The following is a 20031-nucleotide window of genomic DNA, read 5'->3' on the forward strand; positions in this document are numbered from 1 at the left end:
TCATTCTAAATATTGGATGTCCAAAAAAAAATATTTTCTTTGTTACATAATTCTAAAAATGAAATAGTTATGTCAATAAAGAAACAAGTTATAAAAACAAAACCGGTTTGTAAAGTTACCTTTTCGGTAGAAGCTAAAGAAGCAAATGTTGCATCAGTTGTAGGAGATTTTAATAATTGGAATCCTGCTGATGGTGAATTGTCAAAATTGAAAAACGGAACTTTCAAAGGAGTTTTCGATTTACCAAAAGATGCGTCTTACGAATTCAAATACGTGATTGACGGTGTTTATGTAAACGACAGCGAAGCTGATTCTTACAAATGGAATGAATTTGCAGGAGCTGAAAACGGTGTTTTAACTGTTTAATCTTTACTTTTGTCCCGTCCTAAAAAAACGATAGAGATTATTAGATAAAATTAAATATTAAACGGTAGTAAAAAATTTTTTTTGCTACTGTTTTTTGTTTTAGATGTTAATTTATGCTCGGAAATATTTTTGAATTAACGCCTTTAATTTATCAATGTTAATGGGTTTAGAAATATAGTCGTTGCATCCTGCAGCGATAGCTTCCTCGCGGTCGTTCGCTAATCCGTAGGCGGTTTGTGCAATTATAATCACGTCTTTGTTGAATTGTCTTATGTGTCTGGTGGCTTCGTGACCATTCATTTCTGGCATATTGACATCGATCAATATCAGGTCTATATCTGGATTGTTAAGGCTGGTTTCTACGGCTTCGATGCCTGTGCTAGCCTTGAGAATAGTATCGCAAAATAAACTTACGGCTTTTGTAATTAGCAATTTTGAAATGGCATCGTCTTCAACAATTAATATTTTCAGATTTTTAATTTGATTTGATTCATCAACCTCCAGATTATTTTTTTTAGGAATAATTTCTTTTTCTGGTTGTGTAATATAAGGAATGGTAAAATAAAAAGTAGATCCTTTTCCTTCTTCACTTTCCAGCCAAATTTTTCCGCCCAACATTTCTACATAAGCTTTTGAAATAGAAAGCCCCAATCCTGCCCCTTGAAGGACTCTCTTATCAGTAATGCCAACTTGAATAAAGCGGTCAAACACTGCTTTTTGTTTGTCTTTTGGAATTCCTATTCCAGTGTCTTTTACATAAAATTCGAGTTCGGGAACAGCTTTATCGATGGATTGTTTTAGTTTGTAGCCAAAATCTATAGTTCCTTTATGGCTGTATTTTATAGCATTCTTAACCAGGTTGATGAGTACAGCATAAACTTTCTCTCGGTCTGTTTTTATTATGGATTCTTTGGTGGGCAAGGAGATTGTGTAGCTAAGTTGCAGTCCATTGGAATTGACTTCTGGTTTGAAGAATGTATAAATATATTCGATTTGCTTGTTGATATTCGTTTCTGAAAGCGAAACATCCATCAGTCCAGATTCTATTTTCGAAATATCAACAATATCATTGATGATGTTCAACATTCGAACACCACTACGCTCAATAATTCGGATGTATTCCTGCTGGTCTTCACCTGAAATTTCTGGGTTTTTGAGCAGTTCGGCAAATCCTAAAATTCCGTTCATTGGAGTTCTAATTTCGTGGCTCATATTAGCAAGGAAAGCTGATTTTAAGCGGTCGCTTTTTTCGGCTTGCTCTTTGGCTTTGATCATTTCTTCTTCAGCTTTTTTCTTTTCGGTAATATCAAAGCGGATAGACAAGAATTGGAAAGGGACACTATTGGTGTCTAGAAAAGGAATAATAGTGCCATGAATCCAATAGAATTTTCCTTCTTTATCCTTGTTTTTAATTTCTCCAATCCACACTTTTCCTGACAATATAGTGTCCCACATTTCTCTAAAAAAGGTTTTGGCGTGAAAATTTGAGCTAACCATACGGTGTGTTTTTCCTATAAGTTCTTCTCGGCTATATTTCGAAATTTTGCAAAAATTATCATTTACTGAAAGGATTACTCCATCTTTGTCAGTAATGGCAGTAATAGCAGATTGGTCTAATGCAAATTTGTAGTCTTCAAGATTCTTGATATTTTTCTTTAGAGCTATATCTGTTTTTTCTTTAGCATCCAGCATTTTATTGAATTCATTAGCCAAAATTGCTGCTTCATCGTTTCCTGTTAAATGGGATCGAGCCGAGGTTTTCCCATCAGCTACTTCGTTGATGGTTTTTTGGACAGAATGAAGTCTACGGGTAATATAATGTCCCACAAACCATGCTATTACGGATCCAATCAAAATAGCCAAAAGGCCATAAACTACTCCATTATTTGTGATATTTTTGAGTTGGTTTGCAACCTTATTTTGATTTAGACCAATACGCACCCAACCCACATTTTTGTTGTAGAGATTTACAGGAACGGCGACATCTACCAAGTCAGGGGTTTTGCTAAGGACAATGGTCTTAAAATTTTGAGGCAAATCGAGAAGAAACAGTCCTTCTTTAGATTCGTCAGTATGTGCTAAAATTTTGCCTTGCTCATTTGTTATTATGGCAAAAACAAGTTGAGGATAACGACGTTGCGAATTGACTAATTCTTGAAGACCGGCAATGTCATTTGAGGTCAACCAGCTAGAAGAAGTAGTTGAAAGAGCCTGTGCAAGCCCTTGAGCTTCTTCGGTTTGATGGTCGAGAATCATCTCGCATTGACGTTGAGTTAAATCAATTATAAAAACTGACATCATTACTGCATGGACAATTGCTACGCTTAAGATGAGTCGCCCTCGTAGGGAACCAAAAAAAATTTTTATTTTATGTTGGATCTTCATTTTCTGTCTATTTTTCGAACTTCTTTTTCAAATCGATCTATGTAAGGTTGTACCTTATTGTAATCCTCATTGGTGGCTTTTGTGAAACGTGCAGTTTCCATATTAGAAAGAATTGTTTTCCCTTCTGCAGTTTCATAAAGTTCGATTAGATATTTTTGAACTTGATTTTTAATATCTTCAGGAATATCATTTCGAACCATTACAGAGTTATTTATCATCGATTCAGTTTCCCAAATTACCATTAATTGAGAGGCTTCCTTTGGATGTTCTTTCTGAAAAATTTTCCAAGGAGGTGGCCAGGTTACACCAGATGCTGTGGAGTTTAAATAAACATTCATTATTGAAGATTCCTGAGAACCCACATAACGGTTTTCAATATCTTTATTAATATCTATTCCATTTGTAAAAAGAAAATACTGAGGCATAACGCAGGCGGCAAGAGCTGTGCACGAAGGATAACTTATAGCTTTGCCTTTTAGGTCAGATGGTTTGCTGATGCCACTGTCTTTACGAACCAAAAATATCCCCTTGAAATCTTTTGGGTCTCCAGCCTGTGCAATTACATTATAGCCATATTTCATAGCTTGGAGCGTTTGCCATGGATTTGGAAGAATAAATTCAGGATCTCTGTTTTTATATTTCTCTTCAAAATTAGCGTAATCTCTTGATGTCTCAACTGAGAACTGTACTCCTTTTAATCGACTGTTTAAATAAACGATAAGAGGACGATAAACTTGTATTAGTTTTGCTGGATTATGTAGCGCATGAATGGCAAAATGATAAACAGGAGTTGTTTGTGACGAAGGAGCTATCCCATATTTTGGTTGCTTGACTTCCGTTTTTTGTTTGCACCCCGAAATGGGCAATAAAAGAATTATCGTAAAACATAACCCAATGAATAAAGTATTGATTGAATGTGATTTTAAGGTAGTGCTGCTTTTGAAAGTTACAATTTTTTGCTTGTGTCCAAAGATGTTGTCGATGAAGGTTGTTTTCCAAAATGATTTGTTTAGTATTCTGTAATTTTTGGGTTTCATAAATGCAGCTTTTCGGGGGGAACGAATTTCTTCATTAACTGAGTTTACTTGTCTAATTTTAGAACTATTTATGTCACTTTAAATTATTCGAACTTAGTGTAATCAAATATAGTGAATAATTAATTATGATTAAATATTATAGCCAGTAATTTAACTGTTGAATCCTATTAAAGTAGTTCTTGAAAAGCTAATAAGAAGTTTAGTAATTTTGGTTTTTGTTATCAAATTGCGGTTGAAATTTATCTAACAAAAACTAGCTCAATTAATTGATTTAATCGAGCTTTTCTAAATATAAAGGAAAGAATTTTTTATACCGCCACACTTCCTTTTATCAAAGCGTGTGGTTCATAACCTTCGAGCGTGAAATCCTCGAAAGTAAAATCGAAAATGTCTTTTATAGTAGGATTCAAAATCATTTTTGGTAATGATTTTGGTTTTCGCGATAATTGTAATTCAAGTTGCTCAAAATGGTTGTTGTAAATATGTGCGTCACCAAAAGTATGAATAAATTCGCCTGCTTGTAATCCGCAAACTTGGGCAATCATCATCGTCAATAACGCATAAGAAGCAATGTTAAAAGGAACTCCAAGGAAAATATCAGCACTTCGTTGATACAATTGACAAGACAACCTTCCTTTCTCCTCTCCTTTGGAGAGGTCGGGTGAGGATACATAGAATTGAAAAAAAGCGTGGCAAGGAGGCAAGGCCGCTTTATTATTGGCTACATTTTCTGAAAATGATTTTAAATTATCTGGTAAAACACTTGGATTCCAAGCCGAAACTAGCATTCTACGGCTGTTAGGATTTGTTTTTAATTCTTGAATAAGATCAGTAATTTGGTCAATTTCTTCGCTGTTCCAGTTACGCCATTGATGTCCATAAATAGGTCCCAAATTGCCATTTTCATCTGCCCAAGCATCCCAGATTTTAACACCGTTTTCTTGAAGATATTCAATATTCGTATCCCCTTTCAGAAACCAAAGCAATTCATAAATAATAGATTTCAGGTGTAACTTTTTGGTAGTAACCATTGGAAAACCTTCGCTTAAATCAAATCGCATTTGGTATCCAAATACACTTTTTGTTCCTGTTCCTGTTCGATCTCCTTTTTGATTTCCGTTCTCTAAAACGTGTTTTACTAGGTCTAAGTATTGTTTCATTCTTGGTTTAATCGGTTAAACGATTAATCGGTTAACCGGTTAACCGATTAAACAATTTGTTACTATCTTTTCGAAATTTCGTCTCTAATTTTGGCAGCTTTTTCATAATCCTCGTGCTCTACCGCTTGGTCTAGCAATTCATTTAATTCCTGTAAACTATGTTTTGAATAAATTTCGCCTGATTGGTTACTTTCTTCTTGTCCAAAAGTTTCTGGATTGGAAAGAATGTCGTCAATTTCTTGGGAGTCTTTGTCGCTATCCAAAGGATTATTTTTTAAATAGATTCCAGCTTTGTCCAAGATGTTTTTGTAAGTAAAAATAGGAGCGTTAAATCGCAATGCCAAAGCAATAGCATCGGATGTTCTTGCATCTATAATTTCCTCGATTTTATCTCTTTCGCAAATGATACTCGAATAAAAAACGCCATCAACTAGTTTATGTATAATGACTTGTTTTACTACAATATCAAATCGATCGGCAAAATTCTTGAACAAATCGTGAGTCAAAGGACGTGGTGGTCTTATTTCTTTTTCCAATGCAATTGCTATGGATTGAGCTTCGAAAGCACCGATGACGATGGGCAACTTTCGTTCGCCGTCAACCTCATTTAGAATCAATGCGTAAGCTCCGTTTTGAGTTTGACTGTAGGATATTCCTTTTATGGATAATTTTACTAAGCTCATATATTGTACAATAAAAAGCGCCTAAGTGCTCTATTTATGGATTGTTTTATCTTAAAAATAAAAATGCAATTTTAATCAAAAAATGGGAAACAAAAAAGTTACCTAGAAGCAAAGATACGAATATCTTGATTGTAGGTAACTATATTTTTTTTGAAGAATTCTAAATTTATGAATGCGAGGCTTTAAAGGCTTTTAGTTTTTCAGTTAATCTTGGAACCACATCAAAGGCATCTCCCACAACTCCATAATCTGCGACTTTAAAGAAAGGTGCTTCAGGATCTATATTGATTACTAATTTTACTTTTGATGAGTTGATTCCTGCAATATGTTGTATCGCTCCCGAAATCCCGATGGCAATATATAAATTGGCCGAAACAGGTTTTCCTGTTTGTCCTACGTGTTCTGAATGAGGTCTCCAATCTAAATCGGAAACGGGTTTTGAACAAGCAGTTGCAGCGCCAAGAACAGCGGCTAAATCTTCAATCATTCCCCAGTTTTCAGGGCCTTTCAATCCACGGCCACCAGAAACCACAATGTCGGCATCGGCAATGGAAACTTTTCCAGATACCTTTTCAACAGATTCTACTTTTATTCCAAAATCATTGTCCCCAATAGTTGGATTGAAATCCTCTTGAGTCAAAGTTGAAGTACTTTCGAAAATACCGTAGGAGTTTTTGGCTAAGCCAAGAATTTTTACATCGGTTGAAATTTCAGTGATGTTGAAAGCTTTGGTTGAAAAAGCATTTCTACGAACCTGAAAAGGTAAAGTGTTTACTGGCAATCCTACCACATTTGAAGCGAAACCAGCTTCTAGCGAAACGGCAACAAGAGGTGAGAGGTACATACTGTCAGTGGTTGATGAAAGTAAAACTAGTTTTGCGCCTTCTTTTTGGGCAGCTTGTTTGATAACGTCGGCGTACGCTTTCGCTGAAAAGCCAGCTAATTTATCATTGCTTACTTTCAAGACTTTGTCGACTCCGTATTTTGATAATTCCGAAACATCTGCCGTGTTTATAGTTACGGCTGTAACTGTTGTTCCCAATGTTTCTGCTACTTTTTTTGCATAAGAAGCTAATTCGAAAGCTACTTTTCTGAATTTTCCTTCTGCGGATTCTGCATATATTAATATTGACATAATTTTTTGTTTAAAGTTTCAGGTTTAAAGTTTCAAGTTGCGCACTTAACACTAAATACTGGACACTGATTACTATATAACTTTCGCTTCGTTGTGTAATAAATTAATTAATTCATCTAAATTATCTGGAGCGACTAATTTCACTGCAGATTTAGGAGCGGGTTTTTCAAACTTTATCGCTTTTGTATTTATCGCTGCTTCAACAGGTTCAACAACTGTTAGTGTTTTTGATCTTGCAGTCATAATTCCTCTCATATTGGGGATGCGCAAATCTTTTTCTTCGACCAATCCTTTTTGTCCACCAATTATTATTGGTAAACTTGTCGAAATAGTTTCCCTTCCTCCGTCAATTTCACGGATTGCTTTTACGTTTGAACCATCAACGGTAATATCTGTACAAGAATTCAGAAAATTATATCCCAAAATTCCAGCAATCATTCCTGGAACCATTCCGCCATTATAGTCTAATGATTCTTTTCCTGCAATGATAACATCGAAAGCTCCATTTTTTATGACTTCAGCAAGTTGTTTGGCAACGAAAAAACTGTCGGTTGGATTGGCATTTACTCGAATCGCATCGTTAGCACCAATAGCTAATGCTTTTCTTAAAGTAGGTTCGGTTTCTGGCCCTCCTACATTGGCAACCGTGACTGTTGCGCCTTGTTGTTCTTGGAACCAAATAGCCCTAGTTAAGCCATATTCGTCATTCGGATTGATTACAAACTGAACACCATTGGCATCAAATTGAGAATCATCAGAGGTAAAATTAATTTTTGAAGTAGTATCAGGAACGTGGCTGATGCAAACTAATATTTTCATAAGAATTGGATTTTTTTTCGAAATTGGTTTTACAAAATTAAAATAATAATCGGAATAATATACTATGCATGCATAATATTTTTCAGTATTATATCGATTTCGTAAGGATGAAAGGAATGGTATCTCAAACTTTTGGGTATTGATATGGCATACAATAGGATTGGCTTCAAGTTATTTTAAATAGAAATTAGGCTTTAAGTGATTTAAAATTTTTATTTTTGCGGTTCGAAAATTACACAGATACAATTATACAACTATGAGAACGATACAATTTAGAGAGGCCATTTGCGAAGCGATGAGTGAAGAAATGCGTCGCGATGAGTCCGTTTATTTGATGGGTGAAGAAGTTGCCGAATACAATGGAGCTTACAAAGCGTCGAAAGGAATGCTTGCTGAATTTGGAGAAAAAAGAGTAATCGATACGCCAATTGCAGAACTTGGTTTTACAGGAATTGCAGTAGGATCAGCAATGAATGGTTGTAGACCAATTGTTGAATATATGACTTTTAATTTTGCTTTGGTTGGAATTGACCAAATCATAAATAATGCAGCCAAAATGCGTCAAATGACAGGAGGACAATTTAACGTTCCTATTGTTTTTCGTGGTCCGACAGCTTCGGCTGGACAATTAGGAGCAACGCATTCACAAGCTTTAGAAAACTGGTTTGCTAACACTCCAGGTTTAAAAGTAGTTGTTCCATCAACGGTTTATGATGCCAAAGGATTACTGAAATCTGCTATTCGTGATAACGATCCAGTTATTTTTATGGAATCGGAACAAATGTATGGTGATAAAGGTGAAGTTCCTGAAGGAGAATATACCATTCCAATTGGTGTTGCTGATGTTAAAAGAGAAGGAACAGATGTTACTATCGTATCTTTTGGAAAAATTATAAAAGAAGCTTTTATTGCTGCCGATGAACTGGCTAAAGAAGGAATTTCTTGTGAAATCATTGACTTGAGAACTGTTCGTCCGATGGATAATGAAGCGATTTTGACTTCGGTTAGAAAAACAAATCGATTAGTGATTCTTGAGGAAGCTTGGCCTTTTGCAAGTGTTTCTTCGGAAATTGCATATATGGTTCAGGAACGTGCTTTCGATTTTCTTGATGCTCCAATTCAACGTATCACAACTGCCGACACGCCTGCGCCATATTCGCCAGTTTTGCTTAAAGAATGGTTGCCAAATGCTGATGATGTTGTTAAAGTGGTAAAAAAAGTTATGTATAAATAAGGTGTTAAACTTTTGAAAATATTAGATCTATTAGAAAATCTAATATCAGAAATTAACTATATTTGAAACTTCATCAGAAATATATTTTGATGAAGTTTTTTTTTTGGATTATGAAAAGATATATTTTATTCAGTTTGTTGTTTTTATTTGCTTGTGCAAATACCATTTTTGCGCAAACAAAAGTAAGTGGAATTGTTATTGACAAGTCAAAAAATCCCGTGCCTTTTGCTAATGTGGCTTTCAAGGATTCCAATGAGGGAGTTGTGTCTAATGAAGATGGACGTTTTTATCTTGAGTCTTCCAAAGATTATAAAACACTCGTAGTTACTTCGATAGGATTTTCGGATAAAGAAATTACATTAGAAAAAGCAGTTAACTACAATTTTACAGTTCAACTTAATGAAATTGAAAACCTGAAAGAAGTCATTATTTATAGCGGGAAAACTTCCAAAAAAGACAATCCAGCACTCGAAATTCTTAGAAAAATTTGGGAGCATAAGCGTAGAAATGGATTGCATCTATTCAATCAATACCAAATGGGAAAGTATGAAAAGGTAGAGTTTGATATGAATACCATCGACAGTGCTTTTATGAAAAATAGACTCTTCAAAGGAATGGAATTTATTTTTAAACAAGTGGATACTTCTAGAGTTACTGGGAAAACCTACTTGCCAATTTTTATTAATGAAGCCTTGTCTGATGTTTACGGAGACAATAAATTAAATAAAACAAAAGAAATACTCAAAGCCAACAAAAATTCTGGATTTGGCAGCAATCAACAAATTGTGTCTTTTATAAAAGATTTATATTCGGAATATGATATTTATGATAATCATTTAACTTTTTTTGATAAAAGTTTCACCAGTCCATTATCTAAAACTGGAATTGACACTTATAATTATGTGCTAAGAGACAGTGCTTTTATTGACAAAAAATGGTGTTACAATATTATTTTTTATCCAAGGAGAAAAAACGAATTGACATTTAAAGGTGATTTTTGGGTGAACGACACCACTTTTGCTATTAAAAACATTAATATGGCAGCTACCAAAAGTGCCAATATTAACTGGGTAAAAGATATTTATATCGAACAAGAATTTGAAGTTTTAAATGATTCTGTTTTTCTTTTGACTAAGGATTATATGATGTCAGATTTTGCTTTGAACAAAAAAGAAAAATCCAAAGGAGTTTATGGCAAGCGAACTACTTTTTATCAAAACCATCAATTTAACCAAAAAAAGCCAGCTTCTTTTTATAAGGAAGAGGTAAATTATAGTAATGATGAAGCTTATAAAAAATCTGATGAATATTGGCACGAAAACCGATTTGAGAATCTGAGTAAAGACGAACTTGGGGTTTATAAAATGCTCGACACCTTACAAACGGTCAAGAAATTTAAGCAATTGTATAATTTGGTTTCTATTCTAGGGAGTGGATATGCGCAATTTGGTCATTTCGATTTTGGTCCCATTTTTTCTTCATTTGGGGTAAATGAAGTCGAAAGTTTTCGATTGCGAGTAGGAGGTAGAACTTATTTTGGACCTAATGATGCTTGGCGATTGCAAGGATATACGGCTTACGGTTTTGGTGACAATAAATTCAAATATGGACTTTCTGGGAAATGGATGATTGACAAGGTAAACAGAATTATTTTGTCTGGTGGGAATAGGAGAGATGTGGAGCAAATTGGCGCAAGCCTAACCACTACAAACGATGTTTTGGGAAGAAGTTTTGCTTCGTCTGCATTGTTCACGACTGGCAGCAACGGAAAATTGACCAATATTAATTTAAGCAATGTTGCTTTCGAAATAGAACCTGTAAAGAATTTGACTTTTCAAACCGGATTTTCGTATCGAACATTAATATCGGCTTCATCAAGTTTTAGTTTGGATTATTATGTAGATGCTGCAAATACGATTACCAAAAGTGATGTGAAACAATCCGAAGTTAATCTGCAAGTTGAATATACACCCAATAGGAAAACTATTGGTTTCGGGGTCGAAAGAGATTTGGTTGATAGCCCATTTACTCGATTTTTTGTCAATTACAGTCACGGTTTCAAAGGTTTGCTTAATAGTGACTTTAAGTATGAAAAACTGCAGTTGTATTACAAACAACCCATAATTGTTGGGCCATTGGGTCGCACAAATATAATTGTAGAATTAGGTAAAACCTTTGGTACAATTCCTTTGGGGTTAATGAGTGTTATTCCTGGAAACCAAACTTATTTTACCATTGACAATACTTTTAGCAACTTGAATTTCTATGAGTTTGTCACTGATCAATATGCAACTTTGCAATGGAACCATAATTTTCAAGGGAGAATTTTTTCTAGAATTCCTTTTATGCGAAAGCTGAATTGGAGAGAAATTATCGAAGTAAAAGGTGTTTATGGAACCATTTCAGATGCTAATCGAGCCATTAATGCTTCGGGATTAATTTACAAAGCACCCGAAAAACCGTATTGGGAATACAGTGCAGGAATTGGAAATATATTCAAGGTTTTCCGAATAGATTTTTCTTGGAGAGGTAATTATAGAAACCTACCAGACACAAATAATTTTAGTGTAAAAGGTTCCTTCGGTTTTTATTTCTAGGATGCAAAAAGCTGTTGAATATCTCTCTAAGAAAGATGCTATTTTCAAGCTTATTATAGATAAGTATGGTTTGCCAATAATTCCAAAACGTCCTGAGGGTTTTGAAACTTTGGTGTTATTAATTCTAGAACAACAGGTTTCTATTGATTCAGCGAAATCTACTTTTCAAAAATTAAAAGCTAAAGTGCAAAACTTCATTCCTGAAAGCTTAGTTTCTTTGGATGATGAAGAATATAGAAATCTTGGTGTAAGTAGGCAAAAAACTTCCTATATAAAAGCATTGTCGCATTCGATAATCAATAATCATATAGATCTAAAAAGCCTTTCAAGTATATCTTCACAGCAAGTTCGCGAAAAACTTATCAAAATCAAAGGAATTGGTAACTGGACAATTGATGTGTATTTAATGTTTTCACTTCAGGCGCCAGATATAATTCCACTTGGTGATATTGCAGTTGTAAATACAATTAAGGAGTTGTTAAACATTCACGATAGGCAAGAAATGGAAGCTTATATATTAAAATGGAGCCCTTATCGTTCTATAGCTACATTTTTATTGTGGCATTATTATCTTCAAAAACGAAATAGAAAAGTAGAATATTAATTTTCAACTCAAAATTGAAACAGATGATATTGTTAGTTTTTTTATAAAATAGTATTGTCAATAAAATTTATATTTGCAAAAAATAATTCAAATGATTTTTGATAAAATAAGCAATTGGCTTACTCATACCGAACAATATTTTTTCACTTATCAAAAAGGATTTTTCTTCCTGTCTTATTTATCAAACAGTCCTCAATTAGTTGTAGAAAGTTCTAAAAAACTCCCTTTTATTAAGGTTGATGAGGAAAATCAAATGTTTTTTTCTGACAATCCGTTTGTAAAAACAACGGTGCAATATATGGAACTAGAAAAAGGCTTGTGGGTATTGAATTCTAGAGTTAAGTATAAAAACAATGTGTCTTTCAAACCGATTTATGATTCGACAATGGAGGCGGATTATTATTGTTTTACAATAAATATTGTAGAAAATAATTTTAGCACTAAATTTTATGAATTTGATAATTTTAAAATAGAGGACAAATCAATATCATTTTTAAAACCCAAAAAGGATTTTATCAATTGTCATTTTAAAGGTTCGTTTGAAAACCAATATATTATTTATTTTAATGAAGAATGGGCAAAAAACAATTTGCTTTCTATTTCTAATTTATCTCCGGAAGTAATTAATTTATTTGAAGATGATACTATAGGTTTTGTGAATTACAAATTCAACGAAAAGATTTTTGAAAAATGCATTCATAATTTTAATGAAATTTTCAAAGAACACAAAAAACCTAACTTATTAGAGTTGAAAAAAAACACCTATAAGTTTTTTGATATTTTTATAAACTCAATAGATGAATTACAAGCTTTAGATTCAAATACTTTAAGTTTAAAAGATAGGCGAAAATTAAGAAAAATAGAGAATTTCTTAATAGATAATATTTATAATAAGTTTCCTGGTATTGTGTTGATTTCAAATGAGTATCAAATATCTCCTACTAAACTAAAAAAAGATTTCAAAGATTTATTTGGTGTTTCTATTTTTAAATATTTTCAAGCAAAACAAATGGATTTGGCTTTGGATTTATTAAAACAAAACGATTTATTAATTAAAGAAATAGCTAATAAATTTCAATACGAAAATATGGGTAAATTTTCAAAAGCTTTTCAAAATCATCATGGTTTTTTGCCTTCAAAAGTTAATTCTTAGTAAAAAATTTAAAAATAATTTCCCATTCGGTCTTTTCGGGCTATTAGTGTCTTTTTGGGCTGCGGTTTTGTTCTAATGATTTTTAATTTTGCTTTTTTAATTATTAAAAATTTTTTGTTTCAAAAAAGGAGTAAAAAATAATTTATAAAAGCAATTGCTTTTTATTTAGTTTTATTTTCTATTGTCGAAATTACATATAATTATATTGGCATTTTTAAACCTAGTAATAATTTATTCTTTTCTCATTTTTGTTTTTGGTATGCTTGATGTTGGTGCGGTTCTTATATTTCTATAGTTGATTCGTACGAAAAAACGATTACTAGTATAAACTCCGTAATTAAAAATGGATTCCATTTTGAAGATTTTATAATGGATATCAATAATGGAACGGAAAGACTAAATCTCTTTTGATGTAAATTTTTTTAATTGAAAGAAAAATTGAGGTGTTGGAATTGTTTTGTGGGCGATGGGTTGTATTTATATTAAACTATGTACAAAAGTATTTATAAACAATATTTCTTTTTATTGGCTTCGGCAGTGTTATCTGCTTGGGCTTTTATGGATATGAATATATTTATCATATTGTTTTCTTGGGCACCATTTATATATGTTGTTTTAAATGAAAAAAATATTAAGTTAATCTTTTTTAAAGGTTTTGTATTTGGTTTTATTTACGGATTATGTTTATTTAACTGGACTCAAGTTTCTTTAAAAGATTATTCTACATTAGATGCATTTAGATTTTTAGTTCCATTTTTTCTTTCAATATTTTACGGGTTTATTTATTCTTTTTTTGCTATTGTTTTAAATGCTTTAAACAATATAAATTATAAAAAGAAATATTTAATCATCATTAATAATATAGCTTTTGCAGCTTCTTTTGTGATTATAGAGTCTGTTTTGTCCTATTTATATCAAGGTATTCCTTTTTTAAATTTAAGAATTGGTTTTGTGCTTGGTAAAAGTCTATATTTTTCGCAATTAGCTTCAATTGGAGGAGTCTCTATCCTTACTTTTATTATTATTTTAACCAATGTTTTTATTGCTGATTTAATAAAATCTAAAAATAAAATTGATTTAATAGGTGCGTTTTTTGTAGTTTTTTTTAGTATTACTTTAGGGTTTGTTTTGTTTTCAACTTATGAAAATGAGAGCAACAAATCAATAAAAGTAAGTGTTGTTTCGGGTAATATAAATCCAAAAGTAAGCTGGAGTGAAACTACAGGAAACATTCTCGCTTCAAATTATTTTTCAATTTGCAATGAAGCCACAAAAAACAATCCAGATTTTGTATTGTGGCCAGAATCAGTGTTTCCATGGGTTTATGAAGGGAATGATGATTTAATTAAAAAATTATTAAAAATTAATAACAATCAAAACTCAAATACAATTCATGTTTTTGGTTTAAATTCTAAAATTAATAATTCAAAAAATGAAATAGCAAATTCAGTCTTATTTATCAATAAAGAAAATAAAAAAGTTGCTACTTATTATAAAAACATATTGTTAGAATGTTTTGAAAAACCATTATTTGATAAATTTCAAATTCCATTTGCGTATAGTGAAAAATGTACTTATGCAAAAACAGGGAAACCAAATCCCGTGGATTCAAAATTTGGAAAGGCAGGAATTTTAATTTGTAACGAATCAATTGAAGAAAATTTTGTAAACAGGCAAGAAAGCAATGGAGCTAATTTCTTTTTTGTGATTGCAAATGATGGTTGGTTTAAAGACACTTACATCAGTTTACATCATTTTTATATAGCACGTATTCTTGCGGCAGAAACGAGGAAAGATTTTGCAATAAGTAGTAATTGTGGTTATAATGGTTTCATAAAATCCTCAGGAGAAATAGTCTCTATGGAAAAATCTGAAAATCCTCTATCTATATCCCAAAAAATTAACGATAATAAATCTCAAACAATTTATTGTAAAAACCCCTTTTTATTTATTTCAATATTAATTTTATTTATCTCAACAAATTTAATAATAACCCCAAAAACAAATGATTATGATTAAAAAATTATTCCTCTTTTTATTATTGACAAGTGGTTTGTCAACTATTGCTTCTCCATCTTTTCAACAAACTGCTTATAGATGGCGAAATGATGATGGAAACGAAACCACAGCAACTTGGAAAGCAAATACAAATACAGCTTCAGTTGTTGATTTTATAAATTCTCCAATAAGATTAAGATTTCAAGTTGGTGAAACTGTAGGCATGGCAGGAGGTGCTCTTGCAACACAGTTATTGCAATATAGTAAAAATGGTGGGGCATACGTAACAATAACTGAGTCAAATACAAATGACTTTAGGTTTGTAAATTCAAGTTTTATTTCAGATGGAACTGCAACAACACAACAAATTCCTTCAGGATCATTTTTTGGTTCAGGTTTGTTTAGGTCTAATAGTTCTTCTATAAATGTAAACATAGGGGCTTCAAATGTAACGGAATTAGAGTATTGTATTGTTCCAACCTCAAATTATGACAATACAGCTACATACACTTTTCAAATTGCAAGTTTGAGTGCATATAGTCAGAATGCTACACTTTCACCAAATCCTAGTTATTGTACTACTCCAAAACCAACAATAACGAATATTGTTTTGTTTAATTTGAATCAAACGGCAACTCCATTGGCTGCAACTGGTACAAATTTATTATGGTACACAACACCTACAGGAGGAACGGGTTCTAGTTCTGCTCCAATTCCAAATACAACTGTTGCAGGAATTACGGAATATTATGTTTCGCAAACATTAAATGGATGTGAAGGGGGACGTGAAAAAATTAAAGTTTTTGTAAGTGCACCTAATTCAACTGGAAAATCGTTGCACTTTGATGGAATAAATGATAGAATAAATGTTCAAAACTATGATTTAACTACAACTAATAATTTTACAGTTGATTTTTGGGTAAAACCAGAAAAAGCAATTAACATTCAATCAGAAAGTACAACTGGAATTAGTGGTAGCGTAAATCAGTCTTATGCTTTGTTTCCTACTTTAATATCATTGTTTTCTAATTTTGATGACACACATGCTGGGGCTGGTATTTCAGTAGGAACAAATGGTGTTTGTGTTTTTGAACATGCCTCAGGATATTTACCTTGTTTATTGTCTTGGACTGGAGCAATTACTGATTGGACACGAGTAACTGTAGTTTACACAAACAAACAGCCAAGTTTATATATTAATGGGGCGTTAGTACACACAGGATTAACTTCTCCAAAAAGTTTTGTTCATGCTCCAACTAGAGATTTTGGAGGCTCGGATAATAATATTCATGCTGGATACGGGCCTTTTAAAGGGTCAATAGATAGGTTATATATATTAAACGATATAAATATTCCATCTACAACTTGTGAGCCTAATCCTAATTCGACTAATGTAGTTGCTTTTTATAACTTTAATCAAGGAATTGATTCGGGGAATAACTCAAGTGAAATATTTGCAATCGATAATACAGGAGTTTACCACGGTGATTTAATTAACTTTGATTTAAGTGGAACTACATCTAATTGGTTAGGTGGCTCAACAACTAATCAATTGACAACTCCTCCAACAGCAATGTCACAAACTTTTTGTGTTAGTGCTACTGTAGCAGATTTAATCCCTGCATCAAGTGCTACAATCAAATGGTATAATCAATTAATAGGAGGTGTAGCAATGAATTCAACAGATTTAGTAACATCTGGTAATTATTTTGTAAGTCAAATTGATGGATCAGGATGTGAAAGTATTAGAGTTTTAGTTAGTGTAATTGTAAGTTCGGTACCAACAATACCTGTTGTGTCTACACCTGTAATATATGTTCAAAGCTCGATAGCTACGGCTTTAACAGCTTCAACTGGAGGCGAAGGTTCATTATGGTACACAACTGCTACTGGAGGAATAGGTTCTACTACTGCCCCGACTCCTATTACAACCGCTTTAGGTTCAACATCTTACTGGGTTTCTAGTGTCAATGTAAATGGTTGTGAGAGTGAAAGAGTTGAAATTGTAGTTACTGTAAATGCACCAATACCAGCTACACATTTAAATTTTTCTGGTGATGTAGAATATGTTAGTTTGCCTCCAACAGCAATTAATAATTTATCCTCAGGAACTATAGAAACATGGGTTTATGTAAACGGATTGGACAATCAAACCATTTGTGCTAAACAAAGTGATTTTGAAAATTCGTATGCTATTTTTTCTATTGGTGGAGGAAGTGCAGCAAACGGTAAAGTTTATTATCAATCAAAAAATGGTTCTTCAATAATTAGTTCTGCAACATTAGTAACTGGACAATGGTATCATTTAGCTGTTACATTTACAAGTACTCAAGCAAATTTATATATTGATGGGGTATTAGATAATACTGTAAATGCTGATTTTAGCATTCCTAATGATATAACTGTAACTGCTACATCAATTGGAGCTTGGTTAGGCAGTGGTGGTGGTCAATATTTTAATGGGAATATTGATGAATTTAGAGTTTGGAATAAAGTATTGAGTATTTCTGACATACAAAGTACTAAGGATTGTGAATTGCAATCTTCTGAAGTAGGTATTGTAGCTTATTATAAATTTAATCAAGGTAATAATAATTTTGATAATTCTGGGATTACAACTTTAACAGATGCTACTTCAAACGGATTTGATGGAACATTATCTAATTTTGGATTAACAGGATTAACTTCAAACTGGAAGTCAGGTTCCCCTGTGATAACTGGAAGTAATTGTGCTGTATTGAATACAAATAGTTTTGATATAAATTCTAATTTAAAATTATATCCAAACCCAACAAAAGAAATGATAAATATTGACTTTTATGAAGTGGAAGATGCTAATTTGGAAGTTTCAGATATGAATGGTCGTGTTTTGTTAACCCAAAAATTGAAAAACACATCAAACAAAATTGATATTAGAAATTTGGCTACTGGAATGTATTTGTTTACAGTAACTTCTGACAAAGGAACTGCTACAAGCAAAGTAATCAAAAATTAAAAGCAGTAATAGTTTTGCTATAAGGGCTTCGAGAAATCGAAGCCCTTTTTTGTTTTACGCTATTAAAAATATTTTTGTGAGTGCGAGTAAAATGTCAACTTGAGTGTCAATAAATTTGCAATAATAGGTTCGTTTTGATTTTATATTTAATAAAAATTGCTTTTGATTTTTCTATTGGATGCCGAAGTTGTTTTCAAAATCATTATAGATAAATGAGGTTTGCCAATAATTCCAAAACGCTTTCAGGGTTTCGAAATTTTGGTGTTTTTAATTCTAGAACAACTGGAATAGGAAGAGGTGTTTGTCAAAATTTAATTCAGAGATAATAAAGTTTTTTGTGTTTTAATAGCATATTGTTGTTTATTTTTGCGGTATTAAATTTAGAAAAAAAATGACAGCAGAAAAATTAAAATCTTTCGATGTGTTAATCGAAATACCCCGTGGAAGCAGAAATAAATATGAATATGACTTTGAGATAAAAAGAATGCGGTTCGACAGGATGTTGTTTTCTTCGATGATGTATCCTGCTGATTATGGGTTTATACCTGAAACTTTGGCTTTAGACGGAGATCCATTAGACGTATTGGTTTTGATAAATGAACCAACATTTCCAGGATGCGTGATTGAGGTAAAACCAATAGGTGTTTTTCATATGGCAGATGACAAAGGTCCTGATGAAAAAATTATTTGTGTTCCCGTTTCTGATCCAATATGGAATTCATTAGAAAATCTTTCCGATATTAATCCACATTTGTTAAAAGAGATAGAACATTTTTTTCAAGTTTATAAAGACCTTGAAAATAAAGTTGTAGATGTTGAAGGTTGGGGAGACTTAAGTGAAGCACATGCAATTATCACAGAATGTACCAAGCGTTTTAATCAAATTGAAAATAAACCTGATGGATTATTCAGTATAAAGTAATTTTTTTTCAAAAAAATAAATAAAAGAGCAATATTCAGAAATGAATATTGCTTTTTTATTTATAAGGTTTTGTTATATTTGCAACCAATTATTTAATAATTAACAATTTTAATATGAATACAATAATGATTTATCTGCCATTGTTAATGGCAGCAATTGGATTAGCTTTTATGGCTTACAAAAAAGCTTGGGTTCTAAAACAAGATGCTGGTGATGGAAAAATGAAAGAGATTTCAGAGCACATCTACGAAGGAGCATTAGCTTTTCTTAAAGCTGAGTATAGATTATTGTCGATATTTGTAGTTCTTGCAAGTGTCGTTTTAGCTGGTATTACTTTTTTACCAGGAACTTCAACTCATTTATTAATTGTTATTGCTTTTGTATTTGGAGCCTTTTTCTCAGCATTGGCTGGAAATATGGGAATGAAAATCGCAACAAAAACTAATGTAAGAACAACACAAGCAGCTCGTACAAGTTTGCCACAAGCACTAAAAGTTTCTTTTGGTGGTGGTACAGTTATGGGATTAGGTGTTGCTGGTCTTGCAGTTCTTGGATTAACAGGTTTCTTTATTTTATTCTTTAACTATTTTATGGGTGGAGTTTGGACTTCAACTGAAGATATGACTAAAGTTCTTGAAACATTGGCTGGATTCTCTCTTGGTGCTGAATCTATTGCTTTGTTTGCCCGTGTTGGTGGTGGAATTTATACAAAAGCTGCCGATGTTGGAGCTGATTTAGTGGGTAAAGTAGAAGCTGGAATTCCAGAAGATGATCCAAGAAATCCTGCTACAATTGCAGATAATGTTGGAGATAATGTAGGTGACGTAGCCGGAATGGGTGCTGATTTATTTGGTTCTTATGTAGCAACAGTTCTTGCAGCAATGGTTCTTGGAAACTATGTGATTAAAGATATGGGTGGAAACCTACAAGATGCTTTCGGTGG

15 protein-coding genes are annotated in these 20031 nt (G+C 32.5%); 9 read left to right on the plus strand and 6 right to left on the minus strand.

All coding sequences use genetic code 11. From position 1 onward, the window contains the following. Positions 1-69 precede the first annotated feature (69 nt). Positions 70-366 carry an isoamylase early set domain-containing protein gene (locus PHC28_RS00715; protein ID WP_300095523.1) on the plus strand — a complete coding sequence of 99 codons (297 nt, stop codon included), beginning with the start codon at positions 70-72 and terminating at the stop codon, positions 364-366. A 111-nt stretch (positions 367-477) separates the two neighbouring features. Here the strand turns inward: PHC28_RS00715 and PHC28_RS00720 are convergent, their stop codons facing one another. From PHC28_RS00720 to PHC28_RS00745, 6 genes are all read right to left on the minus strand, one after another. Further along, positions 478-2751, minus strand: coding sequence for an ATP-binding protein (locus PHC28_RS00720; RefSeq protein ID WP_300095526.1), 2274 nt, complete (start codon positions 2749-2751; stop codon positions 478-480). Beyond that, on the minus strand, positions 2748-3788 hold the full coding sequence (locus PHC28_RS00725; RefSeq protein ID WP_300095528.1) for a PhnD/SsuA/transferrin family substrate-binding protein: 1041 nt from the start codon (positions 3786-3788) through the stop codon (positions 2748-2750). Before PHC28_RS00725 ends, PHC28_RS00720 begins: the two co-directional genes overlap by 4 nt. 308 nt (positions 3789-4096) lie before the next feature. After that, the gene (locus tag PHC28_RS00730) at positions 4097-4948 is read right to left on the minus strand and encodes a thymidylate synthase (protein ID WP_300095531.1); all 852 of its coding nucleotides are present in this window, start codon (positions 4946-4948) and stop codon (positions 4097-4099) included. 62 nt (positions 4949-5010) lie between these two features. Beyond that, positions 5011-5631, minus strand: a complete 621-nt coding sequence (locus PHC28_RS00735) for a bifunctional nuclease family protein (protein WP_300095534.1) — start codon at positions 5629-5631, stop codon at positions 5011-5013. Between the two features lie 166 nt (positions 5632-5797). Continuing rightward, positions 5798-6766, minus strand: a complete 969-nt coding sequence (locus tag PHC28_RS00740) for an electron transfer flavoprotein subunit alpha/FixB family protein (RefSeq protein WP_300095537.1) — start codon at positions 6764-6766, stop codon at positions 5798-5800. 72 nt (positions 6767-6838) lie between these two features. Further along, the gene (locus tag PHC28_RS00745) at positions 6839-7585 is read right to left on the minus strand and encodes an electron transfer flavoprotein subunit beta/FixA family protein (protein WP_300095540.1); all 747 of its coding nucleotides are present in this window, start codon (positions 7583-7585) and stop codon (positions 6839-6841) included. 256 nt (positions 7586-7841) lie between these two features. Between PHC28_RS00745 and PHC28_RS00750 the strand changes: the two genes are divergently transcribed. The 8 genes from PHC28_RS00750 to PHC28_RS00785 form a co-directional block, all read left to right on the plus strand. Continuing rightward, on the plus strand, positions 7842-8819 hold the full coding sequence (locus PHC28_RS00750; protein WP_300095543.1) for a pyruvate dehydrogenase complex E1 component subunit beta: 978 nt from the start codon (positions 7842-7844) through the stop codon (positions 8817-8819). 110 nt (positions 8820-8929) lie between these two features. Further along, positions 8930-11416 (plus strand): DUF5686 and carboxypeptidase-like regulatory domain-containing protein, encoded by a 2487-nt coding sequence (locus tag PHC28_RS00755; protein WP_300095546.1) that lies wholly within the window; start codon positions 8930-8932, stop codon positions 11414-11416. A 1-nt stretch (position 11417) separates the two neighbouring features. After that, positions 11418-12020 carry a DNA-3-methyladenine glycosylase 2 family protein gene (locus PHC28_RS00760; RefSeq protein WP_300095549.1) on the plus strand — a complete coding sequence of 201 codons (603 nt, stop codon included), beginning with the start codon at positions 11418-11420 and terminating at the stop codon, positions 12018-12020. Between the two features lie 91 nt (positions 12021-12111). Next, positions 12112-13173 carry an AraC family transcriptional regulator gene (locus PHC28_RS00765; RefSeq protein ID WP_300095552.1) on the plus strand — a complete coding sequence of 354 codons (1062 nt, stop codon included), beginning with the start codon at positions 12112-12114 and terminating at the stop codon, positions 13171-13173. Positions 13174-13662: 489 nt separating this feature from the next. Further along, positions 13663-15192, plus strand: coding sequence for an apolipoprotein N-acyltransferase (lnt, locus tag PHC28_RS00770; protein ID WP_300095555.1), 1530 nt, complete (start codon positions 13663-13665; stop codon positions 15190-15192). Continuing rightward, positions 15185-18166 (plus strand): LamG-like jellyroll fold domain-containing protein, encoded by a 2982-nt coding sequence (locus tag PHC28_RS00775; protein ID WP_300095558.1) that lies wholly within the window; start codon positions 15185-15187, stop codon positions 18164-18166. The genes lnt and PHC28_RS00775 overlap by 8 nt, the downstream gene beginning before the upstream one ends. A 391-nt stretch (positions 18167-18557) precedes the next feature. Then, a complete protein-coding gene (locus PHC28_RS00780; RefSeq protein ID WP_300095561.1) occupies positions 18558-19088 on the plus strand; it encodes an inorganic diphosphatase in 531 nt (176 codons plus the stop codon). Positions 19089-19201: 113 nt separating this feature from the next. Then, positions 19202-20031: sodium/proton-translocating pyrophosphatase (locus tag PHC28_RS00785; RefSeq protein ID WP_300095564.1), on the plus strand; the 830-nt coding region annotated here is incomplete at its 3' end.

Source organism: Flavobacterium sp., from assembly GCF_028712645.1.
Classification (GTDB): Bacteria; Bacteroidota; Bacteroidia; order Flavobacteriales; family Flavobacteriaceae; genus Flavobacterium.